Origin of the sequence: Citrobacter sp. RHBSTW-00524 (assembly GCF_013747755.1) — a bacterium.
GTDB classification, from domain to species: domain Bacteria; phylum Pseudomonadota; class Gammaproteobacteria; order Enterobacterales; family Enterobacteriaceae; genus Citrobacter; species Citrobacter braakii.
Genome location: NZ_CP056421.1, coordinates 2352866 through 2364397 on the forward strand (window position 1 = coordinate 2352866; position 11532 = coordinate 2364397).

The 11532-nt window shown below is 49.3% G+C and carries 9 protein-coding genes; 7 read left to right on the forward strand and 2 right to left on the reverse strand.

What is annotated here, in order from left to right; translation table 11 throughout:
* Nucleotides 1–65 precede the first annotated feature (65 nt).
* Complete coding sequence (adhE, locus tag HV229_RS11340; RefSeq protein ID WP_053388567.1) at nt 66–2744, reverse strand: bifunctional acetaldehyde-CoA/alcohol dehydrogenase; 2679 nt, start codon at nt 2742–2744, stop codon at nt 66–68.
* Nucleotides 2745–3231: 487 nt separating this feature from the next.
* Between adhE and ychE the strand changes: the two genes are divergently transcribed.
* The 7 genes from ychE to HV229_RS11375 all read left to right on the forward strand — a co-directional run bounded on the left by ychE (nt 3232) and on the right by HV229_RS11375 (nt 11156).
* Nucleotides 3232–3879 (forward strand): NAAT family transporter YchE, encoded by a 648-nt coding sequence (gene ychE, locus HV229_RS11345; RefSeq protein ID WP_003020714.1) that lies wholly within the window; start codon nt 3232–3234, stop codon nt 3877–3879.
* Nucleotides 3880–4650: 771 nt separating this feature from the next.
* Nucleotides 4651–6282 (forward strand): oligopeptide ABC transporter substrate-binding protein OppA, encoded by a 1632-nt coding sequence (oppA, locus tag HV229_RS11350; protein WP_016153271.1) that lies wholly within the window; start codon nt 4651–4653, stop codon nt 6280–6282.
* A gap of 121 nt (nt 6283–6403) precedes the next feature.
* The gene (gene oppB, locus HV229_RS11355) at nt 6404–7324 is read left to right on the forward strand and encodes an oligopeptide ABC transporter permease OppB (RefSeq protein ID WP_003020708.1); all 921 of its coding nucleotides are present in this window, start codon (nt 6404–6406) and stop codon (nt 7322–7324) included.
* Between the two features lie 14 nt (nt 7325–7338).
* Entirely contained in the window at nt 7339–8247 is a 909-nt protein-coding gene (gene oppC, locus HV229_RS11360; RefSeq protein ID WP_003020701.1) for an oligopeptide ABC transporter permease OppC, read from the forward strand.
* 11 nt (nt 8248–8258) lie between these two features.
* Nucleotides 8259–9272, forward strand: coding sequence for a murein tripeptide/oligopeptide ABC transporter ATP-binding protein OppD (oppD, locus tag HV229_RS11365; protein ID WP_003833364.1), 1014 nt, complete (start codon nt 8259–8261; stop codon nt 9270–9272).
* Nucleotides 9269–10273 (forward strand): murein tripeptide/oligopeptide ABC transporter ATP-binding protein OppF, encoded by a 1005-nt coding sequence (gene oppF / locus HV229_RS11370; RefSeq protein WP_016156729.1) that lies wholly within the window; start codon nt 9269–9271, stop codon nt 10271–10273. The genes oppD and oppF overlap by 4 nt, the downstream gene beginning before the upstream one ends.
* A gap of 46 nt (nt 10274–10319) precedes the next feature.
* Nucleotides 10320–11156, forward strand: a complete 837-nt coding sequence (locus tag HV229_RS11375; RefSeq protein WP_049269434.1) for an ion transporter — start codon at nt 10320–10322, stop codon at nt 11154–11156.
* Between the two features lie 36 nt (nt 11157–11192).
* Here HV229_RS11375 and HV229_RS11380 read toward each other — a convergent pair whose 3' ends face one another.
* Nucleotides 11193–11522, reverse strand: coding sequence for an HI1450 family dsDNA-mimic protein (locus HV229_RS11380; protein ID WP_003020691.1), 330 nt, complete (start codon nt 11520–11522; stop codon nt 11193–11195).
* Nucleotides 11523–11532 lie beyond the last annotated feature (10 nt).

Genomic DNA, 11532 nt, shown 5'->3' on the forward strand with positions numbered 1-11532 from the left:
AGAAGTAAAAAAAACGGCCCCAAATTGGGACCGTTTATGGTGAGACTAAAACTTATCTGGTTGAATTAAGCGGATTTCTTCGCTTTTTTCTCAGCTTTCGGGGCTGCTACTGCTTCAGTCTTAACGGCGGTTTGATCTTCGCTGTATTCACGACCGTAGTAGGTATCCATCAGGATCTGTTTCAGTTCAGAAATCAGCGGGTAACGCGGGTTAGCACCAGTACACTGGTCATCAAACGCATCTTCAGACAGTTTGTCCACGTGTGCCAGGAAGTCAGCTTCCTGAACGCCAGCTTCACGGATAGACTTAGGAATACCCAGTTCAGCTTTGATTTCTTCCAGCCAGCCCAGCAGTTTCTGGATTTTTGCAGCAGTACGGTCGCCCGGTGCGCTCAGACCCAGATGGTCTGCGATTTCAGCGTAGCGACGACGAGCCTGTGGACGGTCGTACTGGCTGAATGCAGTCTGTTTAGTCGGGTTGTCGTTCGCGTTATAACGAATAACGTTGCTGATCAGCAGGGCGTTCGCCAGACCGTGAGGAATGTGGAACTGAGAACCCAGCTTGTGCGCCATTGAGTGACATACACCCAGGAAGGCGTTAGCAAACGCAATACCGGCGATGGTTGCTGCACTGTGTACACGCTCACGCGCTACCGGGTTCTTAGAACCTTCGTGGTAGGACGCTGGCAGGTTTTCTTTCAGCAGTTTCAGCGCTTGCAGAGCCTGACCGTCGGAGAACTCAGAAGCCAGCACGGATACGTAAGCTTCCAGGGCGTGAGTGACGGCATCCAGACCACCGAACGCACACAGGGACTTAGGCATATCCATCACCAAGTTGGCGTCAACAATCGCCATATCCGGAGTCAGCGCATAGTCTGCCAGCGGGTATTTCTGACCAGTTGCATCGTCAGTAACAACCGCAAACGGAGTAACTTCAGAACCAGTACCGGAAGTGGTAGTGACGGCAACCATCTTCGCTTTTACGCCCATTTTCGGGAACTTGTAGATACGTTTACGGATGTCCATAAAGCGCAGTGCCAGTTCTTCGAAGTGGGTTTCTGGGTGTTCGTACATAACCCACATGATTTTCGCGGCATCCATCGGGGAACCGCCACCCAGCGCGATGATCACGTCTGGTTTAAAGGAGTTAGCCAGCTCAGCACCTTTGCGTACAACGGTCAGAGTTGGGTCAGCTTCCACTTCAAAGAACACTTCGGTTTCAACGCCAGCAGCTTTCAGCACGGAGGTGATCTGGTCAGCATAGCCATTGTTAAACAGGAAGCGGTCGGTCACGATCAGCGCACGTTTGTGACCATCGGTAATCACTTCATCCAGTGCGATTGGCAGAGAGCCACGACGGAAGTAGATAGATTTCGGAAGTTTGTGCCACAACATGTTTTCAGCTCGCTTAGCAACGGTTTTCTTGTTGATCAGGTGCTTAGGACCAACGTTTTCAGAGATGGAGTTACCACCCCAGGAACCACAACCCAGAGTCAGGGAAGGCGCGAGTTTGAAGTTGTACAGGTCACCGATACCACCCTGAGAAGCTGGGGTGTTAATCAGGATACGTGCGGTTTTCATCATCTGACCGAAGTAAGCAACACGTTCTGGCTGGTTGTCCTGGTCGGTGTACAGGCAAGAGGTATGACCGATACCGCCCATCGCAACCAGTTTTTCAGCTTTAATAACGGCGTCTTCGAAGTCTTTCGCACGGTACATTGCCAGCGTTGGAGACAATTTTTCGTGAGCGAACGGTTCGCTTTCGTCAACAACTGTCACTTCACCGATCAGAATCTTAGTGGTTTCTGGTACGGAGAAGCCTGCCAGTTCAGCAATTTTGTATGCCGGCTGACCAACGATAGCCGCGTTCAGTGCGCCATTTTTCAGGATAACGTCCTGAACGGCTTTCAGCTCTTTGCCTTGCAGCATGTAGCCGCCGTGAGTCGCGAAACGCTCACGTACTGCGTCGTATACAGAGTCAACAACGACAACGGACTGTTCAGAAGCACAAATCACGCCGTTATCGAAAGTTTTAGACATCAGAACAGATGCAACAGCACGCTTGATATCAGCGGTTTCATCGATAACCACAGGGGTGTTACCTGCGCCTACACCGATTGCCGGTTTACCGGAGCTGTATGCTGCTTTAACCATGCCTGGACCACCGGTCGCAAGGATCAGGTTGATGTCCGGGTGGTGCATCAGCGCGTTTGACAGTTCTACGGAAGGTTGATCGATCCAGCCGATCAGATCTTTCGGTGCGCCAGCAGCAATTGCTGCCTGCAGAACGATATCAGCCGCTTTGTTAGTGGCATCTTTAGCACGCGGATGCGGAGAGAAGATGATGGCGTTACGCGTCTTCAGGCTGATCAGTGATTTGAAGATTGCAGTAGAAGTCGGGTTAGTGGTTGGAACGATACCGCAGATGATACCAATCGGTTCAGCGATGGTAATGGTACCGAAAGTGTGGTCTTCAGCCAGCACACCACAGGTTTTTTCGTCTTTATATGCGTTATAAATGTATTCGGAAGCAAAGTGGTTTTTAATCACTTTATCTTCGACGATGCCCATGCCAGATTCGGCAACGGCCATTTTCGCGAGAGGGATTCGAGCGTCTGCGGCAGCCAGAGCGGCGGCACGGAAGATTTTGTCAACCTGTTCTTGAGTGAAACTGGCATATTCACGCTGGGCTTTTTTTACGCGCTCTACAAGTGCGTTAAGTTCAGCGACATTAGTAACAGCCATAATGCTCTCCTGATAATGTTAAACTTTTTTAGTAAATCATCTGCTCGATACGAGAGTATAGACAGATCGACGAAAATTTGTGTAACGTTTTGAAAATCAAACGGTTAATTAACGTCCACTTTACCTTGATTTACTAAAAGAGCTTATACGCTAGCGCCACTTAATTCTAACGCGCTACCTCAAGGTGGCGTAAGCAAGATTACTCACTTCTGAGTAGTAATTGCGTGATCTGGATCAAAATTTCGCAAAGCTGACACCTTTCAGCAGGCCCTTTTAGCGTTTATCGGTAAGTGTTAATAAATTGATGGGGTGAATGTCATTAACATTAGCATATTTAATACATATTAATAACACTAAGTATTGGAAGTGTATTTACGTAGATATACACAGATAGAAGGTGAAGTATGCTGACAAAAGGCGTATCTTCAGCGCGGATTTTATCAATTTTAATGACTCATTTTATCCGGCTAACGCTTCGGAGCTAACCGTGATCCAAACGCTATTTGATTTTCCTGTCTATTTTAAGTTTTTCATTGGGTTATTCGCATTGGTTAACCCGGTCGGGATCATCCCTGTCTTTATCAGTATGACCAGCTATCAAACGGCTGCTGCGCGAAATAAAACCAACCTTACGGCAAACCTGTCGGTTGCCATCATCCTGTGGACTTCGCTGTTCCTTGGTGACGGTATTCTGCAGCTCTTCGGTATCTCGATAGATTCGTTCAGGATTGCCGGCGGCATTCTGGTGGTGACTATCGCGATGTCGATGATTAGCGGAAAACTGGGCGAAGATAAGCAAAACAAACAGGAAAAATCAGAAACAGCAATCCGCGAAAGTATCGGCGTAGTGCCGCTGGCATTGCCGCTTATGGCGGGGCCGGGGGCGATAAGCTCAACTATCGTTTGGGGTACGCGCTATCACAGTGCGATTAACCTGTTTGGTTTTTTTGTGGCGATTGCGTTGTTTGCCCTGTGCTGTTGGGGACTGTTCCGCATGGCACCGTGGCTGGTACGGCTGCTGGGCCAAACCGGTATCAACGTCATTACGCGTATTATGGGGTTGTTGTTAATGGCCTTAGGGATCGAATTCATTGTGACTGGAATCAAGTCCATTTTCCCCGGTTTACTTGCCTGATATTCCTCTTCGGCATCAACGGAGCCTCTTTCGGCTCCGTTTCCTTTCGTTATTAGTAAAACTTCTCACTAAAGTTGAAAATCAGCATAGAAATATAAAAATATCTGATGGTTATTCATTAATTTATTCATTGATTTTATGGATATAACACTCAATGGTCCACCAGAGGGATCCCGATGTCACTGTTATTTTATTAACATCATACTCTGGGGCTTGCTGAAGGATTATCGAAATGTTATTAGTTATTTCAGCGTTTTTTTTAGATGAATGTGCTAATTAATAACCAATTGTTAAATTTATGTGCATTTTGGCGTGGTGTTGACACAGGACTGGGGGTTAACACTGCGTGTGATGCAATATATTGATTTTTATCGTTTTATTGTCACAACCTTTCATTCGTAAGACTTTTTTAGTGAGATTTATTTCCAATAAAAGAGAATTGGTTAACAAATTTGTAAAATGTATTGGCGGTTAAGAAACGCATTTGATACTTTCCGGCCAGGTATTATGCAGAAGAATTCACGTTGATGAGAATCATTTTCAATTAGTTTCTCTCAACAGGGTAATAGCGTGTTTCCGGCAGGGGAGGCACGTAGATAATCGACGCAAGGCGGTCATACGAATCGCCAGAAATAAATAAAGTCGGTGATAGCAAGCAGTAAAACAAGAAACTACCTGACGGCAGAAAATCTCCGGTGCCGTACAGGGATCCTGACAGGATTAACAGTCTGGTTAAAAAACCAGCCATAATAATGAGGGAGTACAAACACAATGACTAACATCACTAAAAAAAGTTTAGTAGCTGCGGGGATCCTAACTGCGCTAATCGCTGGGAATGTTGCTACGGCGGCAGTTGTGCCAGCAGGTGTGCAGCTTGCTGAAAAGCAGACTCTGGTGCGTAATAACGGTTCGGAAGTTCAGTCACTCGATCCACATAAAATCGAAGGTGTACCTGAATCCAATATCAACCGTGACCTGTTTGAAGGTTTATTAATCAGCGATGTCGATGGCAAACCATCGCCTGGCGTGGCTGAAAAGTGGGAAAATAAAGACTTTAAGGTGTGGACATTCCATCTGCGTAAAGACGCTAAATGGTCTGACGGCACGCCTGTTACCGCGCAAGATTTCGTGTATAGCTGGCAACGCCTGGCTAATCCAAATACCGCGTCACCGTACGCCAGTTATTTACAGTACGGTCACATTGTCAATATTGACGATATTATCGCCGGCAAAAAGCCGATCACCGATCTCGGTGTCAAAGCTCTCGACGATCATACATTTGAAGTCACCCTGAGCGAGCCGGTTCCTTATTTCTACAAATTGCTTGTGCACTCATCCGTTTCTCCGGTTCCTAAAGCAGCGGTTGAAAAATACGGTGAGAAATGGACCCAGCCCGCTAACATCGTCACCAACGGCGCCTATAAGCTGAAAGACTGGGTGGTCAACGAGCGCATTGTACTTGAGCGTAACACCAACTACTGGGACAACGCCAAAACGGTTATTAACCAGGTTACCTACCTGCCAATTTCTTCTGAAGTGACTGACGTTAACCGCTATCGTAGCGGCGAAATCGACATGACCTATAACAACATGCCGATCGAGTTATTCCAGAAACTGAAAAAAGAGATCCCGAACGAAGTTCACGTTGACCCGTATCTGTGCACCTATTATTACGAAATCAACAACCAGAAAGCACCGTTCAACGATGTTCGTGTTCGTACCGCCCTGAAACTGGCGTTGGATCGTGACATTATCGTCAACAAAGTTAAAAACCAGGGGGACCTGCCGGCGTATAGCTTTACCCCTCCTTACACCGATGGCGCGAAACTGGTTGAACCAGAGTGGTTCAAATGGTCTCAGGAAAAACGCAATGAAGAAGCGAAAAAACTGCTGGCTGAAGCCGGGTATACCGCTGAAAAACCGTTGACCTTTGACCTGCTGTATAACACCTCAGATCTGCATAAAAAGCTGGCCATCGCTGCGGCATCTATCTGGAAGAAAAATCTGGGCGCCAACGTGAAGCTGGAAAACCAGGAATGGAAAACATTCCTCGATACGCGCCATCAGGGTAACTATGATGTTTCGCGTGCAGGCTGGTGTGCGGATTACAACGAACCAACATCCTTCCTGAATATGGTGCTGTCTGACAGCTCCAACAACACCGTCCACTATAAGAGCCCGGCGTTTGATAAGCTGATTGCGGATACGCTGAAAGTGACTGATGAAGCGCAGCGCAGCGAACTGTATTCGAAAGCGGAACAGCAGTTGGATAAAGATTCTGCGATTGTACCGGTTTATTACTATGTTAACGCCCGCCTGGTGAAACCATGGGTTGGCGGATACTCCGGTAAAGACCCGATGGATAATATCCACGTTAAAGACTTGTATATTATCAAGCATTAATGGCAAGACGTGGGGCAATCATTTTGCCCCACAGTGTCTTTTTTCTTCGAACTATTAACACCGCTTTACCTGAACGTCGGGGTAGAAGAGGTGTAAAGGCACACGCCAGAAGGTACGGGCAATGTTAAAATTTATATTACGTCGCTGTCTGGAAGCGATTCCGACGCTGTTTATACTTATTACGATTTCATTCTTTATGATGCGCCTTGCGCCGGGAAGCCCATTCACCGGGGAACGCGCGTTACCGCCAGAGGTACTGGCTAATATCGAAGCGAAATATCATCTTAACGATCCTATCTCGACGCAGTACTTCAGCTACCTCAAGCAGCTGGCGCATGGCGATTTTGGGCCATCTTTTAAATATAAAGACTATACGGTAAACGACCTTGTGGCCTCGAGCTTTCCGGTTTCTGCGAAGCTGGGAGCTGCGGCCTTTATTCTGGCGGTCCTCGTTGGCGTTAGCGCAGGGGTGATAGCCGCGCTGAAACAAAATACGCGTTGGGACTACACGGTGATGGGGGTGGCAATGACCGGGGTGGTTATCCCCAGTTTCGTGGTCGCTCCCTTATTGGTCATGATATTTGCCATAACCTTGAAATGGCTGCCCGGAGGCGGCTGGAACGGCGGGGCGTTGAAATTTATGATCCTGCCGATGGTGGCCTTGTCACTGGCTTATATCGCCAGTATCGCCCGTATTACCCGCGGTTCAATGATTGAAGTGCTGCACTCTAACTTTATTCGTACCGCGCGCGCTAAAGGGTTGCCGATGCGGCGGATCATTTTCCGCCATGCGTTAAAACCTGCGCTGTTGCCTGTGCTGTCCTATATGGGACCAGCATTTGTCGGCATTATTACCGGTTCGATGGTTATTGAAACCATCTATGGTTTGCCGGGCATTGGCCAGCTGTTCGTCAATGGCGCGTTAAACCGCGACTATTCGCTGGTCCTGAGCCTCACCATACTGGTAGGGACGCTGACCATCGTGTTTAACGCGATTGTTGACGTGCTGTATGCCGTTATCGACCCGAAAATTCGTTACTGATACTGGAGCTCGCTATGATGTTAAGTAAGAAAAACAGCGAAGCGCTGGAGAATTTCAGTGAAAAGCTGGAGGTCGAGGGCCGCAGTCTGTGGCAGGACGCGCGTCGACGCTTTATGCATAACCGCGCGGCGGTAGCAAGCCTGGTAGTGCTGGTGATTATTGCGCTGTTTGTGACGCTGGCGCCGATGCTGTCGCAGTTTACCTACTTCGATACCGACTGGGGCATGATGTCCAGCGCGCCGGATACGGAATCCGGACACTATTTCGGCACCGACTCGTCAGGTCGAGACCTGCTGGTTCGTGTGGCGATTGGCGGTCGCATCTCGTTGATGGTCGGCATTGCCGCGGCGTTGGTCGCGGTAGTTGTCGGCACGCTATACGGTTCTCTGTCGGGCTACCTCGGCGGTAAAATCGACTCCGTGATGATGCGTCTGCTGGAAATCCTCAACTCCTTCCCGTTCATGTTCTTCGTGATTCTGCTGGTCACTTTCTTTGGGCAAAATATCCTGCTGATTTTTGTCGCTATTGGGATGGTATCCTGGCTGGATATGGCGCGTATCGTGCGTGGACAAACGCTGAGTCTCAAGCGCAAAGAGTTTATTGAAGCAGCGCAAGTGGGTGGGGTATCTACCGTGCGCATCGTTATCCGTCATATTGTGCCGAACGTGCTGGGTGTGGTGGTGGTGTACGCTTCGTTGCTGGTGCCCAGCATGATCCTGTTTGAATCCTTCCTGAGCTTTTTGGGATTAGGGACGCAGGAGCCGTTAAGTAGCTGGGGGGCGTTGCTGAGTGATGGTGCCAACTCGATGGAAGTCTCACCATGGCTGCTGCTCTTCCCGGCAGGATTCCTGGTGGTCACTTTGTTCTGTTTTAACTTTATTGGCGATGGCCTGCGTGATGCCCTCGACCCGAAAGACCGTTAAGGAGTGCAGCCATGAGCGTAATTGAAACCTCAACCGCGCCGCTCGCGCAACAACAGGCTAACGCACTGCTGAACGTTAAAGATCTGCGCGTGACGTTTGCCACCCCCGACGGCGATGTAACTGCGGTAAACGATTTAAACTTTTCTCTGCGAGCTGGAGAAACGCTGGGTATTGTTGGGGAATCCGGTTCAGGGAAATCGCAAACGGCCTTTGCCCTGATGGGCCTTCTGGCAGCAAATGGCCGTATCGGAGGTTCCGCAACCTTCAACGGACGTGAAATTCTGAATTTACCGGAACGTGAGTTGAACAAACTGCGCGCCGAGCAAATCTCGATGATTTTCCAGGACCCGATGACCTCTCTCAATCCGTACATGCGAGTCGGCGAGCAGTTGATGGAAGTTCTCATGCTGCATAAAGGCATGAGCAAAGCGGAAGCCTTTGAAGAATCGGTCAGAATGCTGGATGCGGTGAAAATGCCGGAAGCGCGTAAGCGTATGAAAATGTATCCGCATGAATTCTCCGGCGGGATGCGTCAGCGCGTGATGATCGCCATGGCGCTGTTGTGCAGGCCTAAATTACTGATAGCCGATGAGCCGACTACTGCGCTTGATGTTACGGTACAGGCACAAATCATGACCCTGCTGAATGAACTGAAAAGCGAATTCAACACTGCGATTATCATGATCACCCACGATCTGGGAGTAGTTGCCGGTATTTGCGATAAAGTTTTGGTGATGTACGCCGGACGTACCATGGAATATGGCAGTGCGCGGGATGTCTTTTATAAGCCCGTTCATCCGTATTCGATTGGTTTGCTGAATGCCGTACCTCGTCTGGATGCCGAAGGGGAAGAGATGCTGACTATCCCGGGCAACCCGCCGAACCTGTTGCGTCTACCAAAAGGCTGTCCATTCCAGCCGCGTTGCCCGCATGCGATGGAAATCTGTAGCAGTGCTCCGCCACTGGAAGAGTTTAGTCCGGGCCGCCTGCGCGCCTGCTTTAAACCGGTGGAGGAACTGGTATGAATGCGGTCACCGAACAACGAAAAGTGCTCCTTGAAATTGCCGATCTTAAAGTCCATTTCGACATTAAAGACGGCAAGCAGTGGTTCTGGCAGCCGTCTAAAACCCTGAAAGCGGTTGATGGCGTGACTCTGCGACTGTATGAAGGTGAAACCCTGGGCGTGGTCGGCGAATCAGGCTGTGGAAAATCGACTTTTGCCCGTGCGATTATTGGCCTGGTGAAAGCCACCGATGGAAAAGTCGCCTGGCTGGGTAAAGATTTGCTGGGCATGAAACCCGATGAGTGGCGGGAAGTGCGTAGCGATATTCAGATGATTTTCCAGGATCCGCTGGCATCATTGAATCCGCGCATGACCATCGGTGAAATCATTGCCGAACCGCTGCGGACTTATCATCCGAACCTGTCTGGTCAGGAAGTCCGCGACCGTGTGAAGGCGATGATGATGAAGGTGGGGTTGCTGCCAAATCTGATTAACCGCTACCCGCATGAGTTTTCCGGCGGTCAGTGTCAGCGTATTGGTATTGCCCGGGCGCTGATCCTCGAGCCGAAGCTGATTATTTGCGATGAACCGGTTTCGGCGCTGGACGTATCCATTCAGGCCCAGGTGGTGAACCTGTTACAACAGCTCCAGCGTGAAATGGGATTATCGTTAATCTTCATTGCTCACGACCTGGCGGTGGTGAAACATATCTCCGATCGCGTGCTGGTCATGTATCTCGGACACGCGGTGGAATTAGGGACTTATGATGAGGTGTACCATAATCCGCTGCACCCTTATACCAAGGCGTTGATGTCTGCAGTGCCGATTCCCGACCCGGATCAGGAAAGGAACAAGGTTATCCAGTTGCTGGAAGGCGAATTGCCGTCGCCGATTAATCCTCCTTCCGGCTGCGTGTTCCGTACGCGCTGCCCGATTGCCGGACCGGAATGCGCAAAAACCCGCCCGGTTCTCGAAGGAAGTTTCCGTCACGCAGTTTCCTGCCTGAAAGTAGACCCGCTATAATCCAGAGGGCTGACAAAGGTCAGCCCTTCTTTTTGGTGAGGTATATGTGTCAGGTTTAGTCTCTTCTGTCCGCCGCGCGCTCTATCGCAAATTATTCGATTTAAACACCCGTTCAGGGCGTCGCTTTGAAGGTATGTGCGCGCTGTTCGCCTTGCTCAGCGTTATTGTTATCTTCATTGAGTCCGGCGTCGGGACGCAATACCATTTAACCTTTGAGGAATGGCGCATTTTTGTCTGGCTGGAGATCTTTATTACTCTGGTCTTTACCCTTGAATATTTTCTTCGCTTATGCAGCTGGGCCAATCCCGCAAAATATGTGTTTAGCTTCTGGGGGATTATCGATCTGGCCACCATTTTACCGCTGTACGTGATGTGGCTATGGCCTGAAATCAGTCTGAGCTATGTCTTCGCCTGGCGAGCGATGCGTGTCCTGCGCGTCTTGCGTATTCTCAAGCTGCTGCGTTTTATGCCTTCTCTGCGAGTGTTCTGGAATGCGTTAAAAAGCGCCCGTCATCAACTGATGTTGTTCTATTCCTTTATTGCCATTCTGATGGTTGTTTTCGGCGCGATGATGTATCTGATAGAAGGGCCCAAATATGGCTTTACTACGCTGAATGCGTCTGTGTATTGGGCAATTGTTACGGTCACCACCGTCGGCTACGGTGACATTACACCGCACACGCCGTTGGGACGCATGGTGGCGTCAGTGCTTATCCTGATTGGATACTCTGTGATTGCGATACCGACCGGATTGATAACCACACACATGAGCAGTGCGTTCCAACAGCGAGGATATCAGCGTAGATGCCCGCAGTGTCAGCAGGCGCAGCATGAACATAGTGCGCAGTTTTGTAACCGCTGCGGAAGTAAACTGCCGGGATAAAAATGAAAAAAGCTGCGAGAGCAGCTTTTTTGTTTGTTACTCGCGCCAGAGAATATGGCAGAGTTTGTGATCTTTTTCGCGACATAATAAAACGCGCGCAAAAATATCGTTAATCTCGCCGTCTTCTGTATCTGCCAGACCAATCACCACTTCGGCAAAGAAGTCAGGGTTCAGGTCAAAATCAACATGCTCCTGCCAGTCTTCTGCCGGGTCGAATAACTCGGCACCACCGCGCTCTTCAAACTGTAAATTGAACAGAATGATGTCGGCTGGATCCAGGTTGTCCGCAGCCAGTTCAAGAAAAATATCGTAAGCCTGCTCAAGCGTTTCGTCTTCAGTCAGGCGATTGTTCAAATCCATATCCATAATGACTACC

What these genes read in the sequence shown, in the direction of transcription:
- adhE (WP_053388567.1), bottom strand. Translation starts at nt 2,744, where the DNA reads ATGGCTGTTACTAATGTCGCTGAACTTAACGCACTTGTAGAGCGCGTA.
- oppA (WP_016153271.1), top strand. Translation starts at nt 4,651, where the DNA reads ATGACTAACATCACTAAAAAAAGTTTAGTAGCTGCGGGGATCCTAACT.
- oppB (WP_003020708.1), top strand. Translation starts at nt 6,404, where the DNA reads ATGTTAAAATTTATATTACGTCGCTGTCTGGAAGCGATTCCGACGCTG.
- oppC (WP_003020701.1), top strand. Translation starts at nt 7,339, where the DNA reads ATGATGTTAAGTAAGAAAAACAGCGAAGCGCTGGAGAATTTCAGTGAA.
- oppD (WP_003833364.1), top strand. Translation starts at nt 8,259, where the DNA reads ATGAGCGTAATTGAAACCTCAACCGCGCCGCTCGCGCAACAACAGGCT.
- oppF (WP_016156729.1), top strand. Translation starts at nt 9,269, where the DNA reads ATGAATGCGGTCACCGAACAACGAAAAGTGCTCCTTGAAATTGCCGAT.
- HV229_RS11380 (WP_003020691.1), bottom strand. Translation starts at nt 11,522, where the DNA reads ATGGATATGGATTTGAACAATCGCCTGACTGAAGACGAAACGCTTGAG.